We start from the raw sequence: 26004 nt of genomic DNA, 5'->3' as shown, positions 1-26004 counted from the left end.
CGAGTGTCTGACACGTGCGGTTGGCAACGATCTCCCTGTCTCATCACGGGCCACGCGCAGGTCCGCGCCACGCCGCGCGATCGATGCCGTGCTGACGTGGTGATCGGATCGTGAAGTGAAACCGAATGGCATGACAATCAGCGCCAACCTGACGCGCCGATATGCGATTGCAGCATTCCAACGTGGTCGATCCTCGTAAAGCGCTGGCTGAAGCCGGTCTCGGAGTATCGACGCTGCAGCAAAGATGGCGCCCGGATTGCCGTAGAACAAACCTTCTATCGTCGCAAAACCGCCTCGTTTCAAACGCGGTTGCGCGCGGTTTTCATCAGCTGCTGAGCAGGGTTTCCCCGCGATGGGGGACATGCCGGCGCGTGCGCGTGTCGCCGTGATCGCGCGTTTGTGCACACGACACGTGTGGATGTGTTCGCTTGCGTGTTCATCGACCTGCGCGATGACATTGGTGCGTCATCTCGCATCGACATCGATGCGAACGTGCCGACGCGATCCACCTTGACGCGCATCGCGCCGTCGACGATCACGCGTTCGATGTACGGCACGCGAATTGCGGCACGTGCATGCGTCGTGTCGAACGTTTTGGTCATCGCGATTGCGTCGAGCCCGCACATCGCGCGTTGCACGCAAGCGAGGAGCGCGTCATCGATGTCGATGAACACGTTCAATGTGTCGATGCGCATGCGTGCTGCGCGTCGACTGCGTGTGATCGCGCGAAAAATTCGTGCGCGTTGTCGTATCCGCGCATCGTTTTTTTCGACACGCATCGCGTTGCTCGCGCAGCTGACACGCACGACATCGCAGCGTTCACGCGTCATGCGCGCGCATGCTTGCGAGCGACACGCGCACAACATTGCGTGTTGCTGTAAACCGGCATGAACATTGGGTTCGCGGGAAGCGAGTGTCTGCGTGAAGCAACGCGTTGACGTGATGTCACGACGCAAGAAAATGCGCAATCGAGAGGTCGACATGCGTGCTTGCGCGATCCAAATCGCGACGACGCACAGACGCGGCGCAATCCTTCACCAAAACTCGCCGCGCTTTTTGCATAAATCTCTTAACATCACCGCGCAAACGAATTATGATTCGCCTTGACAAGACGTTGACTTCGATGCAAGGGCGGTTCGCGCGATCAACGACGATGAACTTCCAAGCAAGCGGCAAGTGAAAGGTAGTCGAGGAGCGTAACCACTTTGATGCACGCCACGCCGACAGGGCTGTTTGAACTCGGTGCCGTCTCTGCGATCCCTTCGTTGGGATGGGCGTACTACCCCCAAAAGAAAACGCGCGCTCTCCAGATTTCCGCTGTCTGCAAAGTCACGCTGCAAGCGGCTTTGCACTCTACACAGCGACTCGCGCAAGATCAGGTTTCAACCGGTGTGGCCACGATGCCCCGGTTCTCTCAATTGATGAAGACTCGCCGGATGCAGTTGGTCCGGCCGGCTGCGGCTGCGCGTGTGTGCTCAGCCGAGATGTGCAACTTGCTGCGTGCGTCCACCGCGCGGGTTGCGGGTCTTCCTACCGAATTCATTAGCGTGCGGCTGCAGTCTGGTGGCGCGCCGATGAATCGCTCGCTCGGTTGGTCTGGCGATGCCAATGCATCGTGGGATCGGGCCGGTCGGGTTGCTCAATCTCGATAGTTCGATACCCAATCTCGAAGGAGTTTCCCATGGCAACTGCTGCTAAGAAGAAACCGGCCGCCAAGGCCCCGGCCAAGAAGGCCGCTGCGAAGAAGGCTCCGGCCGCTAAGAAGGTCGCTGCAAAGAAGGCTGCTCCGGCCGCCAAGAAGGCACCGGCAAAGAAGGTTGCTGCCAAGAAGGTTGCAGCTAAGAAGGTCGTTGCCAAGAAGGCACCGGCAGCCAAGAAGGCCGCAGTGAAGAAGGTTGCTGCCAAGAAGGCACCGGCAGCCAAGAAGGCTGCAGTGAAGAAGGTTGCCGCCAAGAAGGCACCGGCTGCCAAGAAGGCCGCAGTGAAGAAGGTTGCCGCCAAGAAGGCACCGGCAGCCAAGAAGGCCGCAGTGAAGAAGGTTGCTGCCAAGAAGGCACCGGCTGCCAAGAAGGTTGCTGCTAAGCCTGCTGCGAAGAAGGCTCCTGCTGCGAAGAAGGCGCCGGCCGCTAAGAAGGCTGCTGCCAAGCCTGCTGCGAAGAAGGCTCCGGCGAAGAAGGCTGTCGCCAAGCCCGCTGCTGCTCCGGCCGTTGCACCTGCTGCTGCACCCGCTGCCAAGACCGCGCTGAACCCGGCTGCTGCATGGCCGTTCCCGACTGGCAACCGTCCGTAAGTCATTCTTGCGACGGTGATCCTCCGGGACCACAGCGGCGCGCAGGTCGCGCCCACCTGATCGGATACTTTGTATCCGGTCCGCAAGACCTGGTGTCTTGCACCGCCCGCCGATCGGCCTACGCCCCGGCGGGCTTTTTCTTGTCCGGGTGATGGCCTGCGCGTTTCTCCAGGACGAAAAAAAACCGCACCGGCGCGACACCGATGCGGTCTTGCTGATGCGTCAGGCTGGCTGCCCGGCGATGGGTCAGTGCGTCACGCGGGTCACGCCGCCCGACGACAGCAGGCGTACACGCTCGCCGGGGCGGAAAGCCTCGTCGGCGTCTTGCGTGATGGCGCGGTACTCGCCGTTGTCCAGCTTGACTGTGATTTCCAAGCCGGGGCGCTTGTTCATCTGACCTTCGATCGCGCTGCCTGCAACGCCACCCAGAATCGCACCCAGCACACCTGCTGCCACCGAACCGTTGCCGCGGCCAATGGCGGCTGCAGAACCGATGCCGCCGATGGCGCCGCCGGCAATCGTGCCCACGCCGGTCTGCTCGCGGTCGATCACGACATTGCGGACCGAATCCACCGTGCCAAAGCGCACGGTCTGCTCGCGCTGCGCCTGTCCCGAGGTATAGGCGCTGTTGGAGTTGGTGCCCATGGCGCAGCCTTGCAGGCCAAGGGCGGCGACCAGCAGGGCCGCAGCGCCGATGCGATAGATGGGTTTCATGTTCATTCCTTATTGATACCGGTACCCGAAAGCAGATTCGAAGCGCCGGGCAATCTCGTCGACGGGCAGGCCGTGATTCTGCGGGCCTTGGCAAGCGATCTTGAGGGAGCCCATCAGGCTGGCGAGTCGGCCGGTGGTTTCCCAATCCATGCCGTTCTCGATGCCATAGAGCAGGCCGCCGCGGAACGCGTCGCCGCAACCGGTCGGGTCGACCACACGTTCGGCCGGCACGACCGGAATAGTGTACTGCTTGCCGCCGGCGTGAATTTCCGCCCCTTCTTCCCCGCGCGTGACGATGAACGCCTCGACGCGTTGCGCAAGCTCCGTCGCACTGTAGCCCGTGCGTGACAGCATGACCTGCGCTTCGTAGTCATTGACCACGACGTAGCTGGCGAGTTCAACGAAGCGGCGCAGGTCGGCGCCGTCAAACAGCGGCATCGCCTGGCCCAGGTCGAAGATGAACGGCACGCCGGCTTCGGCAAATTGTGTGGCGTGATGCAGCATGCCGTCGCGGCTGTCGGGGCCCACCAGGCCGAGCTTGGCCGGCAGCGCATCCTTGACCGAGTTCACACTCGACTGGCTCATCGCGCCCGGGTGGAACGCGGTGATCTGGTTGTTGTCGCGGTCGGTCGTGATCATGGCCTGCGCGGTGAACGTGTCCGGGATTTCCGTGACATGCGCGGTCGAGATGCCGAGCTTCTTCAGGTAATCCAGATACGGCCCCGCATCCTGACCGACCGTGCCCATGATGATGGGCTCGCCGCCGAGCAGCTTGAGCGTGTAGGCGATGTTGCCTGCGCAGCCGCCGAACTCCCGGCGCATGGTCGGCACCAGAAAGGAGACGTTAAGAATGTGGATTTTGTCCGGCAGGATGTGTTCGCGGAAGTGCCCGTCGAACGTCATGATGGTGTCGTAGGCAACCGAGCCACAGATCACGCTGGCCATATTGGAAGGCTCCAGATGTGAACGCGGCCGTCCAAGCGGACGGCCGTGTGATGAATGCGAGACCGGAGGCCGGTCTCACGGCAATGCGGGTGAGCTTACTTCAGCGCGGCCAGGGCGGCGTCGTAGTTCGGCTCTTCCTTGATTTCCGGCACGAGTTGCGAGTACAGGACGTTGTCGTTGGCATCGAGCACGACCACGGCGCGGGCGGTCACACCTGCCAGCGGGCCCGACGTGATGTCGACACCGTAGGCTTGCTTGAAGCCCTTGTCACGGAAGGTCGACAGCGGCTTGACGTTGGCGATGCCTTCGGTGGTGCAGAAGCGGCCGGCAGCAAACGGCAGGTCGGCGGAGATCGACAGCACGACGGTGTTGTCCAGCTTGGCGGCGGCTTCGTTGAACTTACGCGTGGAGGTGGCACACACCGGGGTGTCCAGGCTGGGCACGATGTTCAGGACCTTGCGCTTGCCGGCAAAGTCAGCCAGCGACACGTCTTTCAGGTCTGCGCCAACCAGCGTGAAAGCCGGGGCCTTCGCGCCGACGGTCGGGAATTGGCCGCCGACTTCGATCGGGTTACCGCCAAGGGTCACGTTTGCCATGGTGTTGCTCCTTCCTTTGATGCGTGTTGGGGGTGAGTCTAGGGAAAATTCAGGGGTAAAAAATCAGCACCCGGTAGTTGGCCGTCGGGCGCTGGGACTGGAATCGTACCCGAATCGGCAGCTCGGCGCGGGCGGGCAGACCTGACGTACCGTATGCACTGTCGGTCGGGTTCAGGTAGTCGCTGGGCAGCAGCGCGCGGCGTGAGAGCAGTTGGTCCTGTAGATCGGTCGTCACCAGCTCGATGGCCGGCAAGGCGACTGGGTTGCCGGCGCGGTTGCGAAGCGTGGCGGTCAGCACGTACTGGTCGGATGCATCACCTTCCTGACGCTGCAGTTGCGACGACTCGATCTGCAGCGCGTCGAGGTCGCGCGGCGGGGCGATCTTGCAATGCAGCGGTTGGCATAGCGCCTCCCACAATGGTCGTGTGGACGGCGCGCGGCGGGCGATTTCCGAACGACCAAGGAAGAGCGCCTGTGCCACGGCCAACACGATCAGGAATCCGATCGCAATGCGCGCCAACGCACGGCGCCCTGTCGACTTGCGTACCTGCTCACGCGCCTGTGCGGCACGCAAGAAATCGAGTGTGGCGGCCGAGACACCATGGTTCGGCCCACGCGCTTTGCGCGGACGTGGTGCGCCGGTGAGCGTCCGCTGTGGTGTCGGACCGTCGTGCTCATCATGCGCGCGGCGCGCGTGATGGTTCCGGCGCGGCACCGGCGCGAATATCGTGTGCGGATCGGTCTCGTGGCGCATCCAGACCGAATCGTGCTTGTCCGCGTCGGCGGGCGTTGTCGGTGCGGGCGCTTCGGGCTTCGTTACCGCAGGCGTGGGTACGGGCGGGACGACCGTCTCGGGCGGCAAATCTGCCGACCGTTGCTTGGGCAGGGCTGCCGCGAATGCATCTTCGTCGTCCTCAAACTCCCGGATCGGCGGCAGGCCGTGAAACGGATCAGCCGGTGCCACTGGCGGCGTGTTGGGCGATGCCGGTGTAACGGGCGCGGCGGTAGGTACGTCTGCGACGGGCTCAGCCGCGGGTGCAGGTTCGGCAGCAGATTTGGCCGGTGACTCGTCAGTCAGCGGGCGCGTATCAGGGGCGGTTGGATGCGCGTCTGGAATTGGCGTTGCGCCTTCGACTTCGCCCAGATGTACTTCGGCGACGCCTTCATCGGCAACGTCCTCCTCCCAGATCAAAGTCATGCCGAAGCCGTGGTCGTCTTCGGCCGTGGGCGTTGCCGGAGAAGCTTCGGCTGGTGCCTCAGTCGGCGGAGCGGAGGGTTCTGCGGGGACGGGTGCGGGCGTGGTTCCGACGGCCGGTGCACGTGGGTCAGCTTGCTGCGGTGCCGGTGTGGCCGGTGTTGCTGCCGGCGGCGTGGGCGTCGCGCCCAGTTCGATCAGATGCGCGCGCCCGTCAAAGACGTGATTGCAGCGCCCGCAACGGACGAGTCCGCCCCGTAGCCGAAGCTGATCGGCGACGACGCGGAACGCGGTTTGGCAATTGGGACAGCGGGCGGCGAGACGTGGCGCGGATGCCATGCAGAACAAGGAGAAAAAAGCCGACCGCGCGAGTATTGCAGACAGTGACGCCAGCGTCGACCTTTGCGGGTGACGCCAGCACGCATTGCCGTGAAATTACGCGGGTTTCACACCGTGCAGGCAGACCCAGCCGTCACGCGCACGCCACACCGTAAGCGGAATGGCCGAGGCGTACGCCGCAGCCACTTCTTCCGCCTGGCGCTCCAGTACGCCCGACAGGATCAGCCGGCCACCCGGGCGCACGCGTGCGCACAGCATGGCCGCCATCAGCTTGAGTGGGTTCGACAGGATATTGGCGACCACCAGGTCGAACGTGCCTTCCGGCGCATCGTCGGGCAGGGCGAACGTGGCTTCGACGTGGTTGCGCTCGGCGTTGTAGCGCGAGGCTTCCACGGCGTTCGGGTCGATGTCGACGCCGACGGTTTCACCGGCACCGAGCTTCTTGGCGACGATGGCCAGAATGCCCGAGCCGCAGCCGTAGTCGAGCGTGCGCTCTTCCGGCTGCACGTGCTGCTCCAGCCATTCCATGCACAGGCGCGTGGTCGGGTGGCTGCCGGTGCCGAAGGCCAGACCCGGGTCCAGTTCCAGCACCACGGCGTCGGGCTCCGGTGCGTCGTGCCACGAGGGCACGACCCAGATGTGCTCGCCGATGTGGATGGGCTCGAACTGCGATTGCGTCACGCGCACCCAGTCCTGCTCTTCCACTTCGCGCACGGTGTACGCCGGCAGCGGCGACAGCTTGATCTCGTTGGCGGCGGCTGCCACCAGCAGTGCCGGATCGGCGTCGTCCGCCAGCAGCGCGACCACGCGCGAACGGTTCCACGCCAAGCGCGTCGGCTCGTGGCCGGGCTCGCCGAAGAGTGGCTGTTCTTCGGGCGTGTCGGCATCGGCGTCTTCCACCGACACCGACAGCGCGCCCAGGTCGAACAACGCCTCGGACAACGCCTCAGCGTCGTCACGGGCAACTTCGAGCACGCATTCGCGGTACGTCATGTTATTTGCCGCCACCCTTGGCCACTTCCTGCTGCGCCAGACGGTGCTCCAGGTAGTGGATGTCGGTGCCGCCTTCGACGAAGTTGGCGTCGAGCATCAGGTCGCGGTGCAGCGGCACGTTGGTCGAGATGCCTTCCACCACCATTTCCGACAGGGCGATGCGCATGCGGGCAATCGCTTGCTCACGCGTGGCGCCGTACGTGATGACCTTGCCGATCATCGAGTCATAGTTGGGCGGCACGAAGTAGCCGTTGTAGGCGTGTGAATCCACGCGAACACCAGGGCCACCCGGCACATGCCACGACGTGATGCGGCCCGGCGACGGCGTGAACTTGAACGGATCTTCCGCGTTGATGCGGCACTCGATGGCGTGGCCCTTGAGCGTGATGTCCTTTTGGCGGAAGCGCAGCTTTTCGCCGGCCGCCACGCGGATCTGCTCCTGCACGATGTCGATGCCGGTGATCATTTCCGTGACCGGGTGTTCGACCTGCACGCGCGTGTTCATTTCGATGAAGTAGAACTCGCCGTTCTCGTACAGGAACTCGAACGTGCCGGCGCCACGGTAGCCGATCTTCTTGCAGGCATCCGCACAGCGGTCACCAATGCGTTCGATCAGGCGGCGCGCGATGTGCGGTGCCGGCGCTTCTTCGATCACCTTCTGGTGGCGGCGCTGCATCGAGCAATCGCGCTCGCCCAGCCAGACGGCGTTGCGGTGCTGGTCGGCCAGAACCTGGATTTCCACGTGACGCGGATGCTCCAGGAACTTCTCCATATAGACTTCCGGGTTGCCAAAGGCACGGCCGGCTTCTTCGCGCGTCATGTTGACGGCGTTGATGAGCGCAGCCTCGGTGTGCACCACGCGCATGCCGCGGCCGCCACCGCCGCCCGCGGCCTTGATGATGACCGGATAGCCGACCTTGCGGGCCGTTGCCAGGATTTCCTTCGGGTCTTCGGGCAGGGCGCCTTCCGAGCCCGGCACGCAAGGCACGCCGGACTTGATCATGGCTTGCTTGGCCGACACCTTGTCGCCCATCAGGCGAATCGACTCGGGCGTCGGGCCGATGAAGGTGAAGCCGGATTGCTCCACGCGCTCGGCAAAGTCGGCGTTTTCCGACAGGAAGCCGTAACCGGGGTGGATCGCCTGGGCGTCGGTCACTTCTGCGGCCGAAATGATGGCCGGCATGTTCAGGTACGACAGCGGCGATGGCGCCGGGCCGATACACACGGCTTCGTCGGCCAGCTTGACGTATTTGGCTTCCTTGTCCGCCTCGGAATAGACCACCACGGTCTTGATGCCGAGCTCGCGGCAGGCGCGCTGGATGCGAAGAGCGATCTCGCCGCGATTCGCAATCAGGATCTTGTCGAACATCGTGTTCTCGCTACAAAAAGGGGAGGCGAGGGCGCTATGGCTGGGTCGCCATTAGTCGGCCCGCGCGCCCGATTGTGCCAATTAGGCGCTCGGATGCGGCAGGGGAGCCTGCCGCACGATGAGGATCTGATGCCGGAAGATCAGCCGATGACGAACAGCGGCTGGCCGTATTCCACCGCCTGGCCGTTCTCGATCAGGACTTCCTTGATGACGCCGGCCTTGTCCGCTTCGATCTCGTTGAGCAGTTTCATGGCCTCGATGATGCACAGCGTCTGACCTTCCTTGACGGTGTCGCCCACCTTGACGAACTCAGCGGCGCCCGGCGACGGCGAGCGGTAGAACGTACCGACCATCGGCGAGGTCACGATGTGGCCGGCCGGCAAGGCCGGGGCAGCAGCTTCAGCGCTGACGGCAGCGGCGGCCGGGGCAGCGGCGCCGGCGACGGCCGGGGCGGCTTGCATCTGCATCGGTGCATATTGCATCGGGGCCATCACTTGCTGCGGGGCCGACTTGACGATGCGGACCTTGCCTTCACCTTCGGTCACTTCGAGTTCCGAAATGCCCGATTCGGCCACCAGGTCGATCAGCGTTTTCAGCTTGCGCAAATCCATGAGCGTTCTCCTGCAGCGTCGGCGGTCTGGGGCGTGGGATGCGCGCGAATGGCTCTTCAGCGGCACATCGGTAAAAGCGCTCCAGGCGCTGGCGTCGTTGCGTTGGTTAAGTGATTGAGGTGAAAGGGAGGAAGACGGCTGGTCAGCCGCCGTGTTGATCGCTGCTTTGGTCGATACAGTAGTCCAGCGCGGCCAGATAACCGCGCCAGCCCAGCCCACAGATCACGCCCACCGCTTGGTCCGCCAGATACGAATGGTGGCGGAACGGCTCGCGGCGGTGCACGTTGGACAGGTGGACTTCAATGTACGGAATCACCACCCCGGCCAGCGCATCGCGCAGGGCCACGCTGGTATGCGTATAGGCCGCCGGGTTGATGATGATGAATTCGACGCCTTCGCTCTTGGCCGCGTGAATGCGGTCGACCAGTGCGCCTTCGTGGTTCGACTGGAAGTGCGCCAGCGTGACACCGCGCGCCTTGGCACGTTCGGTCAGGGCGGCGTTGATGTCGGCCAGCGTGGTTGCGCCATAGACTTCCGGTTCGCGCGTCCCCAGCAGATTGAGGTTCGGGCCGTGCAGCACGAGCACGTTACGAAGCGCTTTAGCGGTCGGTTTTTCAGCCACGATTTGACTGGTTGAGCGAAGTTGGGCGCAATTTACAGCAACTTAGAATGCTTTGTCTAGTTTTTGCTGAAAAGAGTTCGAGGAACTGGTGTTTTCACCGATCTTGCCAACTGCACCGTCAATTTTGTGTAGAAAGAAGGGTAGTTGCGCGCACATGACCGTCATATGACGATTTTGCATATTCACGTGCGCTGCAGCGCCTGACGCAGTTCGTCAGCGTGCACGCGGCCCATCTTTCTGAAAGTGATTTCGCCTTGTGCGTTAAGGATCACAGTAAACGGCAGGCCGCCCATCTCGTTGCCAAATTGCCGACCCAGCTCTGTGCCACCGAAACCGGCCACCGCAATTGGATACGTGACGGGTACCTTACCCAGGAAGGCCTGGATATTGGCCGCCGTATCGATACCGATGCCGACAAACTTTGCCTTGGTCTTCTGCTCCTGGGCGAGTGCGGACAACTCCGGCATCTCTTCCACGCAGGGGCCACACCATGGTGCCCAGAAATTGATCACCACCTGCTGCCCCCGGAATGCCGACAGATCGATCGGCGTGCCATTGGCGTCCGGCAGCTTGCTGCTGTAGAACGCGGCGACGACATTGTCGGCCGGCGTCTTGGGTTCGGTGGCCTTGTGTCCGGTGTAGATGCCCAGGGCTGCGGCAATCGCGCCGGCAATCAACAGGGCAATCAGGGTGGTACGGCGGGACATGGTTCGGGCGGTCTCTCTATATACAGACAGAGGCGAAGCGTGCCGGATTGTACTCCTCTTGGCGGATCACCCCTTCGATAGGAGGGCGCGCACGGCTGCGGCATCTCCGCGCGCAGCTTTGCCGCTGGCGTCGGTGCGTCGGGCGCCGCGCACATCATTCATGTCATAGAGGGCGATGTGCACGCCGACCGGCGTACCGGTTTCGGCGCGCAGTTCCTGGGCCAGTTCGCGGGCCTCGCGGCTGGCCGGCCATTGGCCACGCCACAGGAAGCTGAGCGTTTCCACCTCGTCGCGGCCAGCGAAGTGAGCGCTCTCTGTTGTGTCGAAGTCCACGCCGGCATTGAGCAGGAAGATCGCCACGTCTTTCGGGCTGTCGCAGAAGACCTGCAGGTGGATGTCGGAGTGCTCGCTGGCGGTGCCGTTGAAAACCGCGCCGGCCAGGTACGGGTTGTGCACCTGCAGCCCCTCCATCAGCACCAGCGCGATGCGGCGCAGCAGCGCCAGTACGCGTGGCTGGGAATCGGCCTGGAACAGCGCCTGGTATTCGCGGACTTCGGTTTCGACCTGTTCGTTGTCGGGCAGCCAAACGCCTGCGGCGCGCGATTCCGTGCCGAGCACCTGGCGCGCGGCCTTGCGCTTGGCTGTGGCGTAATCGGCACCGTCCTCCGCAATCATGCGGGCGGCGACGGCGGCAATTTCTTCCCGAACGCGGGTCGGGTCGAGGAGGGGGCGTTTGGATGACATGATTTCTATTTTACTGAAGCGCGCGCGTCTGCCCGTAGGCATGCCCGGTACAATGCCGCGCAACGTAGTTGAGATGGCTCCCATGCATATCCACATCCTTGGAATCTGCGGCACCTTCATGGGCGGCATTGCCCTGATCGCCCGCCAGGCCGGTCACCGTGTTACCGGCTGCGACGCCAATGTCTATCCGCCGATGAGCACCCAGCTCGAAGCCCAGGGCATCGAGCTGATCGAGGGTTTCGACCCCGAACAATTGTCGATCGGCGCGGATCTGTACGTGATCGGTAACGTGATCTCGCGCGGCAATCCGCTGATGGAAGCCATCCTGGATCGCAACCTGCCGTACGTTTCCGGCCCGCAATGGCTGGGTGACAACGTGCTGCGCCAGAAGTGGGTGCTCGCCGTGGCCGGCACCCACGGCAAGACGACCACCACCTCGATGCTCGCCTGGATTCTGCAGGACGCCGGTTACAACCCCGGTTTTCTGGTGGGGGGCGTGCCACGCAATTTCGGGTTGTCGGCGCGGCTGACCGAATCCGACTTCTTCGTCATCGAGGCCGACGAGTACGACACGGCCTTCTTCGACAAGCGCAGCAAGTTTGTTCACTATCGCCCCCGCACGGCCATTCTGAACAATCTGGAGTTTGATCACGCTGATATCTTCCCTGATCTTGCGGCGATCGAAGCGCAATTCCATCATCTCGTTCGTACTGTACCCGGTCAGGGGCGCTTACTCGTCAATGGCCGTGAAGACAGCATGAAGCGCGTGCTTGCACGTGGATGCTGGTCAGAAGTCGAATATTTCGGCGTAGAAGAGGGTGATGGCTGGAAAATCGCCAATTTGGGCGACGACGACAGCTTCGACGTACTCTTCAACGGCCAGACGCAGGGCCGGGTGCATTGGGCCCTACAGGGCGACCACAATCGCATGAACGCGCTGGCTGCCATTGCCGCTGCGCGCCACGTGGGTGTGCCGACGCCCCAAGCCATTGAAAGCCTGGCCCGTTTCGAAAATGTGAAACGCCGCATGGAAGTGCGCGGCACCGTTGATGGCGTGACTGTCTACGACGATTTCGCCCACCACCCCACCGCTATCCGCACGACCATCGATGGCCTGCGCCGTCGTGTCGGCAGTGCGCGCATCCTGGCGGTGCTGGAGCCGCGCTCGAACACCATGAAACTAGGTGTGATGAAGCAGGCGCTTCCCGATAGCCTGATCGGCGCCGATCAGGTGTTCGCTTACGGTGCCGGTAGCGGCAAAGATGCCATTGGCTGGGACCTGGCCGGCGCGCTGGCGCCGCTGGGCAAGCGTGCGACGGCGTTTTCCGACCTGGCCACGCTGGTTGAAGCCGTGACCGCTACCGCGCGTCCGGGTGACCACGTATTGGTGATGAGCAACGGTGGCTTCGGCGGCGTGCACCAGAAGCTGCTGGACGCGCTGGCTGAGCGTGCCGGTGCTGCCAACTGATTCATGTATGTCGGCTTCCATCGTCTATTTGCACGGATTCCGCTCGTCGCCGCGCTCGTTCAAGGCGCAGTTGCTGGGCAATCGGATGGCCTCGGTCGGGCTGGCCGATCAGTATGTCTGCCCGATGCTGCCCGTCTCGCCGCGCGAGGCGATGGCTGAAATTGAGGCGTTGATCGCTGACTTGAGTACGCGTGATGGAGCAAAGCCGGTGCTGATCGGCTCATCGTTGGGTGGCTATTACGCCACCTGGCTGGCTGAGCGCCACGGCTTGCGTGCCGCGATGCTGAATCCTGCCACGCGTCCAGAGCGGGACCTGGCCAAGTACGTGGGTGAACAGCCGCTCTGGCATGGCGGCGGCACGATTCGCGTCGAGCCGCATCATCTGGATGAGTTGCGCGCGCTGGCCGTGCCTGCCATTACGCAGCCTGACCGCTACTACCTTCTGGCATCGACCGGCGACGAGGTGCTCGATTATCGTGAGATGCTCGCCCACTTCCCCGGCGCCGCCACCCGCGTGATCGACGGCAGCGACCATGGCATCAGCGATTTCGCGCAGTACATGGACGAAGTGCTCGTCTTCTGCGGCGTTCCTGCCGACTTGCTGGCGGCGCACCCGTTTGACGGCAGCGCGTCCGCATGACTGAATCCCCGTCGTACCCGCGCAGCCTGTGGCGCAGCGCGTTGCCGCCCGCCGTCGTGTACGACCGCCATTGGGCGCTCTGGGCGGTTGGTGCAAATTCGCTGACGGCGCGCCTGCGTGCCGCATCCTCCACGTTTCGGGTTCAATTGCTTGGCCAGAAACGGGCAATGCCGTTGCGTGACGAATGGCGCTGCCTTGGCATGACGGGCCCCGCAGAGACACTCGCGCGAGAGGTTTTGCTGATCTGCGACGACATTCCCGTCGTGTATGCACACACCATCGTCCACCCGCGCAGCGTGGCGCTGGACTGGCCATTTCTGAAAGCGCTGGGCACGCAGCCGCTTGGGCATTCGCTATTTGCGGACCCGCGCGTGGCCCGGGGTGCTTTTGAGTTTGCGCTGCTCGATGCGCGCCACCCGCTGGTGCGCCGGGCGCACCATACGTTGGGTGATGCACCGATCACTGGCGTTGAACGCCTGCCGGCACGGCGCTCCGTGTTTCGGCGCGGGGCGAGCGCGATGCTGGTGACAGAGGTGTTCTTGCCGGCACTGGCCGGGTTCAAGCCGCCAAGGTAGGCGCGAAGTCGGCGTATTTTCGACGGTTCGGAGGCCGTCCCAGTGCGGTATCATCGCCCCCAACTTTTTGTCGCCGTGCACCGGGTTTTCTGACATCCGGACGCGCGGCGAATCCATCTCATTCAAAGCGGTGCTCCCGCCGCAATCCAGACATATCCATGCAGTTGCTGTTTGAAGAAGGCGGCGAGATCCGCGCAGGCACCGTTTTGTCCCAACAGGGCGAGGCCTACCAGGTCGAGTTGCCGAGCGCTAAGCGCACCAAGGTCAAGTCGCGCGATGTGTTGCTGCAGTTTGCCCAGCCTTCGGCCGGTGAACTGTCGAAGGCCGCGCACGCACTGTCGACGGACATCGATCTGGATTTCCTCTGGGAATGCGCACCAGCTGATGAGTTCGGCTTTACCGACCTGGCCGGCGAGTACTTCGGCGCCGGGGCGGATGCCACGCAGCAAGCCGCGCTGGCGATTGCCCTGCATGGCTCGCCCATCTATTTCCGCCGCAAGGGCCGCGGCCGATATCAACGTGCACCGGAAGATCAGCTGAAGGCTGCGCTGGCCGCCGTCGAGCGCAAGAAGCAGCAGGCTGCTCTGCAGGCTGAGTACGAAGCCGAACTGAAGGCGATGCGCCTGCCCGAGTCCTTCCGTGGCAAGACGCTGCAACTGCTGTTCAAGCCGGACAAGAACAGCCTCGAATTCAAGGCGCTGGACGCCGCGTGCACGGCGCTGGGTCTTTCGCCGATGCGGCTGATGGTGGCAGTGGGCGGCATCGCCAACGCGCGTGCGCTGCACGAGGCGCGTTTCCTCTCGGAGTGCTTCCCGAAAGGCACCGGTTTCCCGGATGTGACGGTGCCGGAACCCGTGCTCGAATTGCCGGCCGCCGATGTACGCGCGTTCTCGATCGATGACGTGACCACCACGGAAATCGACGACGCCATCTCCGTCACGCCCATTGACGATGCCACGGTGCGCATCGGCATCCACATCGCAGCGCCGGGTTTCGGTATCCAGCGTGGCGATGCGCTGGACGCGATTGCGCGCCAGCGGCTGTCGACCGTGTACTTCCCGGGCGACAAGATCACGATGCTGCCGGAGTCGGTGGTGGATCGCTACACGCTGCAGGAAGGGCGCGCGTGCCCGGCGCTGTCGCTGTACGCAACGGTTGACCGTGCCACGTGGACGGTTACCGCCAGCGAAACGCGCTGCGAATCCGTGACCGTCGCCGCCAACTTGCGCCACAACCTGCTTGACGATGTGATCACTGCCGAAGCGCTGGCTGATGGCTCGGGTGACTACCCGTTCAAGGCCGAGCTGGCCGTGCTGTGGCCGTTCGCATGTGCGCTGTATGACGGCCGTCAGCAGGCGCGTATTGCCAGCGGCCTCAAGCCCGAAGGCGCGCAGAAGGGCGACTACTCGTTCTACATCGACCCGATTCCCGAGGCCGAAGGTGGCGGCGAGCGCGTCCGCATCGAGCAACGCAAGCGCGGCTCGCCGCTGGACAAGATCGTCGCCGAGATGATGATCCTGGCCAACAGCACCTGGGGTCGCATGCTGGCCGATGCTGGCGTGCCCGGCATCTACCGCACGCAGAAGGCGTGGGGCATGCACCGCACGCGCATGCAGACGTATCCGGCGCCGCACGAAGGCTTGGGCGTGGCGCAGTACGCGTGGAGCACGTCGCCGCTGCGCCGTTATGTAGATCTGGTCAACCAATGGCAGATCGCGGCGGTGGCACAGCATGGCGTGACGGCCAAGCTGATCGCACCGTTCAAGCCGAAAGACGCTGACCTGCTGGCCGCCGTGGCCGACTTTGAAGGCACCTACGCCGCCTATGCCGACCACCAGTCGACCATGGAGCGCTACTGGTGCCTGCGCTGGCTCAAGCAGGAAAACCGCACGCGCATGCAGGCCGTCGTGCTCAAGGAAGGCGCCGTACGCTTTGCCGACATTCCTTTGGTCACCAAGGTGCCGGAACTAGCACAGACGGCGCGTGGCACGCATGTCGTGCTCGACATTCTCGACACCGACGAGATCAGCCTGGAAGTGTCGTGCCGCGTAGTGGAAGTCCTTGCCCCGGCTGCCGATGCAGAGGCCGAAGCCGCGGCAATCGAAGACGAACTGGCCGAAGCGGAAGCCGCGGCTGCCGAGGTGGACGCGCCGGCCGAACCACAACCGGCCACTGATGGGGAAGAGGCCCGTGCGGAAGCTGATCCTGCTGTGGCGTCGCCGCCGCAGGACGGTGAGAGCGGTGGAACGCCTGCCGCTGCCTAACTACAATCGCAGTCTGACTTTCCTCTCGCGCGTTACCTTAGGAATCACCCCTCATGGCCGCCCTCGCAAACCGTCCGGACTGGTCCGGCAGCAGCACGCTCACCAAGGCATTGGTCGTGTCGCTTGCCGTGCATGTCCTGCTGCTGTTCGTGCGCGTGGTGGCGCCCGAGGCCTTCGACATCAAGCGCGACGATCCGGGGCTGGACGTGGTGCTGGTCAACGCCAAGTCGTCCACCGCGCCGGCCAAGGCAACGGCGGTGGCGCAGGTCAACCTAAACGGCGGCGGCGAGTTCGATCAGCAGCGCGCCACCACGCCGCTGCCTGCCGATACCAACGAGCAGACCGGCGATGCCATCAAGCTCACGCAGCGCCGTGTTGAATTCCTTGAGCAGGAGCAGCGCCGCCTGCTGACGCAGTCGAAAGACCGCGCGCCGATGGTGAACGATCGCCAGGTCAAGCCCGGTGAGCGCCCAGTGCCGTCGCCCACCAACGGCACGGATGACAGCACCACGCAGGACGAAATCGCCCGCCTGCAGGCCGAGATCGATCGCAACCTCGAAAACTACGCCAAGCGCCCGCGCCGTAACGTGCTGACTGCTGCCAGCGCGCGCCAGGTGGATTACGCCCGCTACTACGATGCCGTGCGCCGCAAGATCGAAGTGCGCGGCACGGCCAATTTCCCCAGCCAGAACGGTCGCCCGCTGTATGGTGAACTGATCCTCGTAATCAGCATCAACCGCGACGGCCAGCTCGGCTACAACCAGGACGGCTACAAGATCGAAGGCATCGAGATCGCCAAGAGCTCGGGCAACCCGGCGCTGGATCGTCAGGCCGTGGCCATCGTGCGGTCGTCCGCGCCGTTTGGCGGCTTCCCGGCGGAGATGCGTAAGCGCGTCGACATCCAGGATGTGGTCGCCACCTTCAAGTTCACCCGCGCTGGCCTGGAAACTCACCTGCAGACCCGCTGAGGTCGTCGTTTATGCCGTCGTCGTTTCAAGAGGCCATCCTCGCCGCCGCGAGTGCGCCACCCACAGATCGCTATGGCGTGATCGGCAATCCGATCTCGCACAGCAAGTCGCCCACCATCCACGCCGCGTTTGCGCAGCAGACCGGCGAGCTCGTCCGCTACGACCGTATCTACGCCGAGCTGATCGCGTTTGAAGAAACCGTGCTGACCTTCATTCGCGAAGGTGGGAAGGGGCTCAACGTGACCGTGCCGTTCAAGCTCGATGCGTATTCGATGTCGACGTCGTTGTCGCTGCGGGCAGAGTCGGCAGGGGCAGTCAACACGCTCAAGTTCGACGGCGACGAGATCTTTGGCGACAACACCGACGGCGTTGGCCTGATGCGCGATATCACGCACAACATCGGCAACGACCTTGCGGGCGAGCGCGTGCTGCTGCTGGGGGCCGGCGGTGCGGCGCGCGGCGTGCTGCTGCCGCTGCTGGAGCACAAGCCGTCGCGCGTGTTCATCGCCAATCGCACAGCCGATCGCGCCAACATGCTGGTCGATCGCTTTGAAATCTCGGCCAAGCTGCACGACGCGGAGCTGGTGGGCGGTGGCTATGACGAGCTTGCTGTCGATGACGTGTTCGACGTCATCATCAACGCCACGGCCAGCAGCCTGCAGGGAGGGGTGCCGCCGATTCCAGGCACCGTGTTCGGCCCGAACGCGCTGGCCTACGACATGATGTACGCCGCACAGCCGACGCTGTTCATGCAGTTTGCCAAGCGCTACGACGCCCGCACCTGGGACGGCCTGGGCATGCTGGTCGAGCAGGCGGCGGAATCGTTCTTCGTCTGGCGCGGCGTGCGCCCGGATACCGCGCCGGTGTTGCTCGGCATGCGTGAAGCGCTGCAGGGTGAGGCCGTCGTGGCTGCCCGCGCGCGTCGTTGAACGCCCGCCCAGGATACGCACGATGATGCGCTGGCTCGGCTACGTGATCGGTTGCTTCGTGGCAGGCGTGGTCGCACTCAATCTGTACTTCTTTGCTGCCATCGCGAGCTGGCAGACGTTCGATCCGTCTTCCACCGCGTTCATGCGCGCCGAGCGCATGCGCCTGTGCGGCGTCAACGTCGTTACCTGCAAGGTTGACCACCGCTGGGTCGACTACGACCAGATCTCGCGCAACCTCAAGCGCGCGGTCATCGCCAGCGAAGATGCCGACTTCGTCTCGCACAGCGGCTGGGAAGTCGACGCCATGCTCGACGCATGGGAGAAGAACAAACGGCGCGGCCACGTGGTCGCGGGCGGTTCGACCATCACGCAGCAGCTTGCGAAGAACCTCTTTCTCTCTGGCGAACGCCACTACCTGCGCAAGGGCGAAGAACTGGCCATCACCTGGATGCTGGAGTTCTGGCTCGACAAGGAGCGCATCCTGGAGATCTACCTGAACTCGGTGGAGTGGGGCGAAGGTGTGTTCGGCGCAGAAGCCGCCGCACAGCATTACTTCAAGCGTCCGGCTTCACAACTGACGGTGGGTCAGGCGGCGCGTCTGGCGGCGGCATTGCCCGCGCCCAAGTGCTTCGACAAGAAGAGTTACTGCGCCAATGTGCACGTGAACTTCACACGCAAGGCCACCATCATCGCCAACCGCATGGGCTCGGCCACGCTGCCCGATTGAAGCGCGTGGGTGGCTTACTTGAGCCAGCCCTTGCGCCGGAAGTACACCAACGGAATCGCCGCCGACACGATCATCATCACGATCGCGTACGGATACCCTTCGGCCCAGTCCAACTCCGGCATCACCTTGAAGTTCATGCCATAGATCGAGGCGATCAGCGTGGGCGGCATCAGCGCCACCGACACCACCGAGAACAGCTTGATGATCTTGTTCTGGTTGATGTTGATGAAACCGACCGTGGCGTCCATCAAAAAGTTGACCTTGTCCGACAGGAACGCCGTGTGGTTCTCGATGGAGTCGATGTCGCGCAGCACCTGGCGCGCTTCGTCCTGCTGGTCGGTGGACAGCAACTGGCTGCGCAGCAGAAACGACACCGCGCGGCGCGTATCCATCACGTTGCGGCGGATGCGGCCGTTCAGGTCTTCCACGCGTGCGATGATCTCCAGCACATCGGCGGCGGCGGCGTCAGTCACCTCGTCGGCCAGCACACGTTTGCTGGCGTCTTCCAGGCGTTCATACACCTCTTCGATGGAGTCCGCCGAGTATTCAGCGTCGGTGGCGTACAGATCCATCAGCACGTCTTTTGCGTTGCGTACCGAACCCGGGCGCAGCCGTGCACGCATGCGCACCAGGCGGAAGGCGGGCAAGTCTTCGTCGTGGATGGAGAACAGCACATCCTTGGTCAGCACGAAGGCCACGCGCACGTTGCGCGAGGTGGTCTCTTCGTCGAGCAGGAAATCGGTGCGGATGTGGATGTGGCCGTCTTCGCCCTCGAAGTAGCGGGCGGACGCTTCCAGGTCCCCTAATTGCTCCAGTTCGGGCAGGACCACGCCATAGGCTTCTTTGATCCAGGCAAGCTCTTCGTCGTCTGGGTCGATCACGTCGATCCAGATCGGCTTGTGCTGCAGCAATTCGCTGCGTTCTTCGACCTGTTCTTGCGCGAGACGGCCTTTTTGCACGACGAACAGGTTGATCATGGAGGTTCCTTGAAGCGGGTGTTGAACGGGCGGTGCGAAAAATCGCGCCGAGTGTAGCGTAAAGAAGCGACCGGTTCAGCCACAAACAGTGGCTTGGCGCGCACGCGTCGGATCAATGCCACGCCCGGAAGATCGGGCCGCCGGATCGCCCGACGGGTAAAATGCGGTGAAGTCATGCGGCAGTCCGGCCGCGCCATCACATTCTCGACATCATGCGATTTACCGAACAACTGGCTGCCGCCTGGCAGCGCAACAACTCCCTGCTGTGCGTCGGGCTCGACCCCGATCCGGCGCGCCTGCCGGCGTCGCTTACCGGCACGGGTGGGGCGATCTTCTCGTTCTGTCGCGCCATTGTCGATGCCACAGCGGACCTGGTTTGCGCGTTCAAGCCACAGATTGCTTACTTCGCTTCACAGCGCGCTGAAGACCAGCTCGAGCAGCTCATCAACTACATCCACGAGGCGTATCCGGGCATCCCGGTCATCCTCGACGCCAAGCGCGGTGATATCGGCTCCACCGCCGAGCACTACGCCAAGGAAGCCTTCGAGCGCTACCAGGCGGATGCCATCACCGTCAGCCCGTACATGGGCTTCGATTCGATGCAACCGTACCTCGCGCATGCCGACAAGGGCGTGATCGTGCTGTGCCGCACCTCCAATGCGGGCGGCAGCGACGTGCAGTTCCTGGAAACCGGCAGCCGTCCCGTCTATCAGGTCGTGGCTGAGCGCGCCCGCAATGTGTGGAACACCAGCGGCCAGATGGGCCTGGTAGTAGGCGCAACCTTTCCGCAGGAGATCGCCAAGGTGCGCGAGATCGTCGGAGACATGCCGTTGCTGATTCCGGGCATTGGCGCACAGGGTGGCGACATCGAAGCCACCGTGCGTGCCGGCCGCACTGCAGATGGCACCGGCATGATGATCAACTCGTCGCGCGCCATTTTGTACGCCAGCAGCGACAGCGACTTTGCCGATGCTGCCCGCCGTGTGGCGCTTGCCACGCGCGACCAGATCAATCAATACCGCGCCTGATCGACACCGTCGGTCCGGCTGTCCGGTGTTTAGGTGAGGACACCATGGCCACGCATCTCCAACGCCCGATTCCGGCTGCCAGTCTGCGCCGCGAGGAAGAAGGTAAGGATCCGGACCGCAAGTTCGAGAAGGAACGTGACGGTGGGCACGAGCATGTTCGCGACCGCCGTCGCGAACATGACCATGAGCATCAGCCGGAGCACGAGCACGAAGAGCGTCACCGGCCGGATCACCCGAACGAAGCTCGGGTCTAGGGACTAGGACTCTGCGGAATCCAAAAAGTCGAGCAGGCCCCGCAGTGCGTGCTCGGCGGCCTGCAGGCGCACCTGCTTGCGGTCGCCCTTGAAGTGGCGCGTTTCCACGCGCGTCTGCAGGCGGTTGCTCCAGCCAAAACACACCATGCCGACGGGCTTGTCGGGCGTGCCGCCGGTCGGGCCCGCCACACCGGTAATCGCAACCGCCACCTGCGCACGGCTGTTGAGCACCGCACCTTCAGCCATCGCATGCGCTACCGGTTCGCTCACCGCACCGTGTTCGCGGATCAGCGCGGCCGGCACCCCCAGCATCTGTGATTTTGCCTCGTTGGAGTATGTGACGAAGCCGCGCTCGAACCACGCGGACGAACCCGACACATCGGTAATGGCGGCGGACACCAGCCCGCCCGTGCACGATTCGGCGGTCGCCATCGTCAGGCTGCGCTTGTGCAGCGTGTCGCCGACCAAGTCGGCCAGTTGGGCCAGGGCGCGGGATTCAGCCATTGCAATACCTTCGGAGCTTCAAGACGTCAAACGTCAGAACGAGCGCCACAGCGCAAACACCAGCAGCGTATAGAACGCGGCCAGGATGTCGTCGACCATCACGCCGTAGCCGCCGCGCACGCCAAAGCCTTTGAGCGTGCGGTCGTAGTAGCGGATGGGCGCGGGCTTGACCATGTCAAAGAAGCGGAACAGCAGGAACGCCCCAAACTGCCCGCCCAGCGTGGTCGGCGTCACGAACGCCAGCACCAGCCAGAAGGCGACCATCTCATCCCACACCATGGCCCCGTGGTCAGCCACGCCCAGGTCGCGCGCCGTGCGGGCGCAGGCCCAGATGCCGATCACGAAACCGACAGCCGCAATCAGCAGCCAGGCCGGTCCGGCAATCCAGCGTGCCAGAACAACGTAGATCAGCCACGCGTAGAGCGTCCCCATCGTGCCCGGCAGGATGGGCGACAGGCCCGAGCCGAAGCCCAGCGCCAGGATGCGTGCCGGATGAGCGAGCATGAAGCGTGCGGTCGGGCGGCGGACTTGAGCGGTTTGCCCTGCTTCGAGCGTCATGGTCTCGGGCTGGCCCGGCGGGTTGGCGGGTGGAAAGGGGGCTGAAGACATCATGATGCGGATGAGAAATGATCGAAACTGCCGTGCGTGAAGGTGACAGGCGCACCCTGTGCATCAACAAGTCGTAGGCCGGGCTCGGCATCGATGCGGCCGGCGCGTGTGACGGCAACTCCGGCCCGTTGGCCTGCTGCAAGCACAGCGTCGCGCGCCTCGGCAGGAGCGGTAAAGCAGAGTTCATAGTCGTCACCGCCGGCCAGCGTGCATTGCAACTGGCGTGCGGCCGGTTGCGCTGCGAGCGTGGCGGAGCGCGGTACGCGATCGACCTCGATGGTTGCGCCAACGCGCGATTGCGCCAGGATATGGCCCAGATCGCCAAGCAACCCGTCGGACACATCGAGCGCCGCACGCGCGATGCCACGCAGTGCCAACCCGAGTGCGACGCGCGGTGTCGGCATGTCCATACGCGGCTGCACCTGGGCGAGTGTCTCGGGCGTGAGCGGCCATTCGGCGCGCAGCGCACCCAGTGCGAGTCGTGCGTCGCCGACCGTGCCGGAAACCCACAGGTCGTCGCCAGCGCGGGCAGCATCGCGGCGTAACGCCGCAGCGGCGGGTACGTCGCCGAACACGGTCAAACTGAGCGTGAGTGGCCCGCGTGTGGTGTCACCGCCAATCAGCTCGCAGTGAAAGGTGTCTGCCAGCGCCAGCAGGCCTTCGGAAAACGGTTTGAGCCAGGCTGGATTGGCTTCCGGCAAGGCCAGGGCCAGCGTAAATGCGCGCGGCTCTGCCCCCATGGCGGCCAGATCCGACAGGTTGACAGCCAGCGCCTTGTGTCCAAGTGCTCTGGGCTCCGCATCGGGAAAGAAATGTCGACCGGCGACCAACATGTCGGTGGAAATCGCCAACTCATGGCCGGGGCGGGCGCCGAGCAGGGCGCAGTCATCGCCGACCCCCAGGATTGCCTGCCGGGCCGGTCGCGTGAAATAACGGCGGATCAGCCCGAATTCGGATAGTTCGGCGGCGTTATCAGCGGAGTTGGCGGAGGCGGTGGGCTTGGACACGGCAGCGGCAATGATAGAAAGAGGGCAAGCCCGATGGTGCCGTGATAGGGCGGTGGAATATTGTAGCGAATGCGCACGGCACTCCCACCCAAAATCCCGTTGTGAGATCGGTTTTCACTATATAAAATGACGGGCCCAAGGAGGCGGACCGTAGTACCGTGACCCTCATGTGGTTTCCCGGTGGCCCGCTAGATGCGACGGCCGGCGCGTGCGCCGGTCACCCATGACGAGAGACACCCCATGACCACGGTGGATACCCAGCCTCAACAGCCCGCCCGCACGGATGAAGAACTCAAGGCGCAACAACGCGCCGCCCTGCGTAAAGCCGCGCTGGAGTATCACGAGTTTCCGACCCCGGGCAAGATTTCCGTCACGCCGACCAAGCCGCTGTCGAACCAGCGCGATCTGGCCCTGGCGTACTCCCCTGGTGTGGCCGCGGCGTGCGAAGAGATCGTCGAAGACGTCGCCAATTCGTTCCGCTACACCGCCCGCGGCAACCTCGTCGGTGTGGTGACCAACGGCACCGCCGTGCTTGGCCTGGGCGACATCGGCCCGGAAGCCTCCAAGCCGGTGATGGAAGGCAAAGCCGGTCTGTTCAAGAAATTCGCCGGTATCGATGTGTTTGACATCGAGATCAACGAAAAAGACCCGCAAAAGCTGGTCGATATCATCGCCTCGCTGGAGCCGACCTTCGGCGGCATCAACCTGGAAGACATCAAGGCACCGGAGTGCTTCTTCGTCGAGCGCGAACTGCGCAAGCGCATGAAGATCCCCGTCTTCCATGACGATCAGCATGGCACCGCCATCGTTGTGGGCGCGGGCATCACCAATGCGCTCAAGGTGGTCGGCAAGGACATCAAGAAGGTCAAGCTGGTGGCGTCGGGCGCGGGCGCTGCGGCGCTGGCCTGCCTGGATCTGCTGGTCGACCTGGGCCTGCCGCGCGAAAACATCTGGGTGACGGACTTGGCCGGCGTTGTGTACGAAGGCCGTACCGAACTGATGGACCCGGACAAGGCGCACTTCGCACAGAAAACCGACCTGCGCACGCTGGCCGAAGTGATCGACGGCGCCGATATTTTCCTGGGCCTGTCCGCCGCGGGCGTGCTCAAGCAGGACATGGTCAAGAAGATGGCCGACAAGCCGATCATCTTCGCGCTGGCCAACCCGAACCCGGAAATCCTGCCGGAACTGGCCAAGGAAGTGCGTCCGGACGTCATCATGGGCACCGGCCGCACGGACTACCCGAACCAGGTCAACAACGTCCTGTGCTTCCCGTTCATCTTCCGTGGTGCGCTGGATGTGGGTGCAACCACCATCACGCGTGAGATGGAAGTCGCCGCCGTGCACGCCGTAGCAGAACTCGCCCGCCAGGAGCAGAGCGACATCGTCGCCTCGGCCTACGGCATCCAGGATCTCTCGTTCGGCCCCGAATACCTGATTCCGAAGCCTTTTGATCCGCGCCTGATCGTCAAGATCGCGCCGGCTGTGGCCAAGGCCGCCATGGATTCCGGCGTGGCCAAGCGTCCGATCGAAGACATGGATGCCTACCGCCAGCACCTGCAGCAGTTTGTCTACCACTCGGGCACGTTGATGAAGCCGATCTTCTCGGCAGCCCGCAAGGTGCCGATGGAGAACAAGCGCATCGTCTTTGCCGAGGGTGAAGAAGAGCGCGTGCTGCGTGCCGTGCAGATCGTTGTGGATGAGAAGCTCGCCAGCCCGATCCTGGTCGGCCGCCCGGGCGTGATCGCCCACCGCATCGAGCGCTTTGGCCTGCGCCTGCGCGAAGGTGTGGACTTCACCGTGGTCAATCCCGAGCACGACGAGCGCTTCCGCGATTACTGGGAAACGTACTACAAGCTGATGGCGCGCAAGGGCGTGACGCCGCAGTACGCCAAGCTGGAACTGCGCCGCCGCTCTACGCTGATCGGCGCCGTCATGATCCACAAGGGCGAAGCCGACGGCATGATCTGCGGCACGGTCAGCAACACGGCCGCCCACCTGCGGTACATCGATCAGGTCATCGGCGGTACCAACTGCGTGTACGCCGCCATGAACGGCCTCGTACTGCCGGGCCGCCAGATCTTCCTGACGGATACGCACGTCAACGTCGACCCGACCGCCGAGCAGCTCGCCGAGATCACCATCATGGCCGCTGAAGAGCTGTGCCGTTTCGGCATCAAGCCGAAGGTCGCGCTGATGTCGCACTCGAACTTCGGTTCATCGGAAGCCCCTTCCGCCGTCAAGATGCGTGAAACGCTCGCCATCCTGCGTGAACGTGCCCCGAACCTGGAAGTCGACGGCGAAATGCATGGCGATGCCGCACTCGATGAGAAGCTGCGTGAATCGCTGGTGCCGGATTCGACGCTCAAGGGCGAGGCCAACTTGCTGGTCATGCCCAACATTGATGCCGCCAACATCGCCTACAACCTGCTGAAGACGGCCGCCGGTAACAACATCGCCATCGGCCCGATCCTGCTGGGTGCCAAGAAGCCGGTTCACATCCTGACGCCGTCGGCTACGGTGCGACGCATTCTCAATATGACGGCGCTGACCGTTGTGGATGCCGCCGCAGAAGCGCAGCGTTAATTCCGCACTGCACGAAAAAGGGGAGCGCATGCTATTGCGCTCCCCTTTTTTTGATCGGTAAGTTTGCGTGCGCTTACATTCGTTCAATGTTAGTTGTGGCTTCAAAAACCCCTTCAAACATCGACCGCCGGTTGATTGTTGTCATCGATGAGCGTACCCTTACGGCCTGAAGGGGTGCTTCTGAGCACATGAGGCCTGCGCCGGGCCAGACGGGGTTGAGAAAGTGATTTCTTGGCCATGCGCTTGACCGGGTTTGCCTCATTCTGGTGCGTGCAATTGGATGGTTTTGCAGGCGGAAGGATTCCCCAAGTCTCCGGCGGTCGCCCGACTTGTCATTTCCCCC

Annotated in this window: 26 protein-coding genes; 11 read left to right on the top strand and 15 right to left on the bottom strand. The window is 63.6% G+C overall.

Annotated features, from left to right (window positions below):
• Positions 1–299: 299 nt before the first annotated feature.
• On the bottom strand, positions 300–830 hold the full coding sequence (locus tag R2N11_RS15405; RefSeq protein WP_316681626.1) for a hypothetical protein: 531 nt from the start codon (positions 828–830) through the stop codon (positions 300–302).
• Positions 831–1681: 851 nt separating this feature from the next.
• On the opposite strand from R2N11_RS15405, the gene R2N11_RS15400 reads away from it, so the two are divergent.
• Positions 1682–2290: a histone H1-like DNA-binding protein gene (locus R2N11_RS15400; protein WP_199032962.1), complete on the top strand. Its 609-nt coding sequence runs from the start codon at positions 1682–1684 to the stop codon at positions 2288–2290.
• Positions 2291–2536: 246 nt separating this feature from the next.
• Here the strand turns inward: R2N11_RS15400 and R2N11_RS15395 are convergent, their stop codons facing one another.
• The 10 genes from R2N11_RS15395 to R2N11_RS15350 all read right to left on the bottom strand — a co-directional run bounded on the left by R2N11_RS15395 (position 2537) and on the right by R2N11_RS15350 (position 11125).
• Complete coding sequence (locus R2N11_RS15395; protein WP_199031473.1) at positions 2537–3004, bottom strand: outer membrane lipoprotein; 468 nt, start codon at positions 3002–3004, stop codon at positions 2537–2539.
• A 9-nt stretch (positions 3005–3013) separates the two neighbouring features.
• Positions 3014–3949 (bottom strand): carbohydrate kinase family protein, encoded by a 936-nt coding sequence (locus R2N11_RS15390; RefSeq protein WP_199031474.1) that lies wholly within the window; start codon positions 3947–3949, stop codon positions 3014–3016.
• Between the two features lie 95 nt (positions 3950–4044).
• Complete coding sequence (gene tpx / locus R2N11_RS15385) at positions 4045–4545, bottom strand: thiol peroxidase (protein WP_199031475.1); 501 nt, start codon at positions 4543–4545, stop codon at positions 4045–4047.
• 49 nt (positions 4546–4594) lie between these two features.
• Positions 4595–6079, bottom strand: coding sequence for a DUF3426 domain-containing protein (locus R2N11_RS15380; protein ID WP_316681625.1), 1485 nt, complete (start codon positions 6077–6079; stop codon positions 4595–4597).
• Positions 6080–6175: 96 nt separating this feature from the next.
• Entirely contained in the window at positions 6176–7072 is an 897-nt protein-coding gene (prmA, locus tag R2N11_RS15375) for a 50S ribosomal protein L11 methyltransferase (protein ID WP_199031477.1), read from the bottom strand.
• Between the two features lies 1 nt (position 7073).
• A complete protein-coding gene (gene accC, locus R2N11_RS15370) occupies positions 7074–8441 on the bottom strand; it encodes an acetyl-CoA carboxylase biotin carboxylase subunit (RefSeq protein WP_199031478.1) in 1368 nt (455 codons plus the stop codon).
• Positions 8442–8581: 140 nt separating this feature from the next.
• Positions 8582–9052 (bottom strand): acetyl-CoA carboxylase biotin carboxyl carrier protein, encoded by a 471-nt coding sequence (gene accB / locus R2N11_RS15365; RefSeq protein ID WP_316681623.1) that lies wholly within the window; start codon positions 9050–9052, stop codon positions 8582–8584.
• Positions 9053–9194: 142 nt separating this feature from the next.
• A complete protein-coding gene (gene aroQ / locus R2N11_RS15360; RefSeq protein ID WP_199031480.1) occupies positions 9195–9674 on the bottom strand; it encodes a type II 3-dehydroquinate dehydratase in 480 nt (159 codons plus the stop codon).
• A gap of 182 nt (positions 9675–9856) precedes the next feature.
• The gene (locus R2N11_RS15355) at positions 9857–10381 is read right to left on the bottom strand and encodes a TlpA family protein disulfide reductase (RefSeq protein WP_316681622.1); all 525 of its coding nucleotides are present in this window, start codon (positions 10379–10381) and stop codon (positions 9857–9859) included.
• A 66-nt stretch (positions 10382–10447) separates the two neighbouring features.
• Positions 10448–11125 carry a UDP-N-acetylmuramate--alanine ligase gene (locus R2N11_RS15350; protein WP_199031482.1) on the bottom strand — a complete coding sequence of 226 codons (678 nt, stop codon included), beginning with the start codon at positions 11123–11125 and terminating at the stop codon, positions 10448–10450.
• 82 nt (positions 11126–11207) lie between these two features.
• On the opposite strand from R2N11_RS15350, the gene mpl reads away from it, so the two are divergent.
• The 7 genes from mpl to mtgA all read left to right on the top strand — a co-directional run bounded on the left by mpl (position 11208) and on the right by mtgA (position 18696).
• Positions 11208–12593 carry a UDP-N-acetylmuramate:L-alanyl-gamma-D-glutamyl-meso-diaminopimelate ligase gene (gene mpl / locus R2N11_RS15345; protein WP_316681621.1) on the top strand — a complete coding sequence of 462 codons (1386 nt, stop codon included), beginning with the start codon at positions 11208–11210 and terminating at the stop codon, positions 12591–12593.
• A gap of 7 nt (positions 12594–12600) precedes the next feature.
• Positions 12601–13233, top strand: coding sequence for a YqiA/YcfP family alpha/beta fold hydrolase (locus tag R2N11_RS15340; protein ID WP_316681620.1), 633 nt, complete (start codon positions 12601–12603; stop codon positions 13231–13233).
• The gene (locus R2N11_RS15335; RefSeq protein ID WP_199031485.1) at positions 13230–13808 is read left to right on the top strand and encodes a chorismate--pyruvate lyase family protein; all 579 of its coding nucleotides are present in this window, start codon (positions 13230–13232) and stop codon (positions 13806–13808) included. The genes R2N11_RS15340 and R2N11_RS15335 overlap by 4 nt, the downstream gene beginning before the upstream one ends.
• Before the next feature lie 158 nt (positions 13809–13966).
• Entirely contained in the window at positions 13967–16072 is a 2106-nt protein-coding gene (locus R2N11_RS15330; protein ID WP_199031486.1) for a ribonuclease catalytic domain-containing protein, read from the top strand.
• Between the two features lie 53 nt (positions 16073–16125).
• Complete coding sequence (locus tag R2N11_RS15325; protein WP_316681619.1) at positions 16126–17040, top strand: energy transducer TonB family protein; 915 nt, start codon at positions 16126–16128, stop codon at positions 17038–17040.
• A gap of 11 nt (positions 17041–17051) precedes the next feature.
• A complete protein-coding gene (gene aroE / locus R2N11_RS15320; RefSeq protein WP_199031488.1) occupies positions 17052–17969 on the top strand; it encodes a shikimate dehydrogenase in 918 nt (305 codons plus the stop codon).
• 22 nt (positions 17970–17991) lie between these two features.
• Positions 17992–18696 (top strand): monofunctional biosynthetic peptidoglycan transglycosylase, encoded by a 705-nt coding sequence (gene mtgA, locus R2N11_RS15315; RefSeq protein WP_199031489.1) that lies wholly within the window; start codon positions 17992–17994, stop codon positions 18694–18696.
• A 14-nt stretch (positions 18697–18710) separates the two neighbouring features.
• Here the strand turns inward: mtgA and corA are convergent, their stop codons facing one another.
• Entirely contained in the window at positions 18711–19673 is a 963-nt protein-coding gene (gene corA / locus R2N11_RS15310; RefSeq protein WP_199031490.1) for a magnesium/cobalt transporter CorA, read from the bottom strand.
• Between the two features lie 212 nt (positions 19674–19885).
• On the opposite strand from corA, the gene pyrF reads away from it, so the two are divergent.
• Both pyrF and R2N11_RS15300 read left to right on the top strand, forming a co-directional pair.
• Positions 19886–20701: an orotidine-5'-phosphate decarboxylase gene (pyrF, locus tag R2N11_RS15305; RefSeq protein WP_199031491.1), complete on the top strand. Its 816-nt coding sequence runs from the start codon at positions 19886–19888 to the stop codon at positions 20699–20701.
• 44 nt (positions 20702–20745) lie between these two features.
• Positions 20746–20955 carry a metal transporter gene (locus tag R2N11_RS15300; RefSeq protein ID WP_316681617.1) on the top strand — a complete coding sequence of 70 codons (210 nt, stop codon included), beginning with the start codon at positions 20746–20748 and terminating at the stop codon, positions 20953–20955.
• Between the two features lie 3 nt (positions 20956–20958).
• Here R2N11_RS15300 and R2N11_RS15295 read toward each other — a convergent pair whose 3' ends face one another.
• From R2N11_RS15295 to thiL, 3 genes are read right to left on the bottom strand one after another with little or no spacing between them, the layout of a single operon-like run.
• Positions 20959–21459 carry a CinA family protein gene (locus R2N11_RS15295; protein WP_199031493.1) on the bottom strand — a complete coding sequence of 167 codons (501 nt, stop codon included), beginning with the start codon at positions 21457–21459 and terminating at the stop codon, positions 20959–20961.
• Between the two features lie 33 nt (positions 21460–21492).
• Positions 21493–22071, bottom strand: a complete 579-nt coding sequence (locus tag R2N11_RS15290) for a phosphatidylglycerophosphatase A family protein (RefSeq protein ID WP_316681616.1) — start codon at positions 22069–22071, stop codon at positions 21493–21495.
• Positions 22068–23075 (bottom strand): thiamine-phosphate kinase, encoded by a 1008-nt coding sequence (gene thiL / locus R2N11_RS15285; RefSeq protein ID WP_316681615.1) that lies wholly within the window; start codon positions 23073–23075, stop codon positions 22068–22070. Before thiL ends, R2N11_RS15290 begins: the two co-directional genes overlap by 4 nt.
• Before the next feature lie 240 nt (positions 23076–23315).
• Here thiL and R2N11_RS15280 point away from each other — a divergent pair, with 240 nt between their 5' ends.
• A complete protein-coding gene (locus R2N11_RS15280) occupies positions 23316–25661 on the top strand; it encodes an NADP-dependent malic enzyme (RefSeq protein WP_199031496.1) in 2346 nt (781 codons plus the stop codon).
• Positions 25662–26004: the final 343 nt, after the last annotated feature.

This window comes from Ralstonia flaminis (assembly GCF_958415495.1).
Lineage (GTDB): Bacteria > Pseudomonadota > Gammaproteobacteria > Burkholderiales > Burkholderiaceae > Ralstonia > Ralstonia flaminis.
The sequence above is the reverse complement of the archived record's forward strand: the minus strand, read 5'-3'. Positions and strand labels throughout refer to the sequence as shown.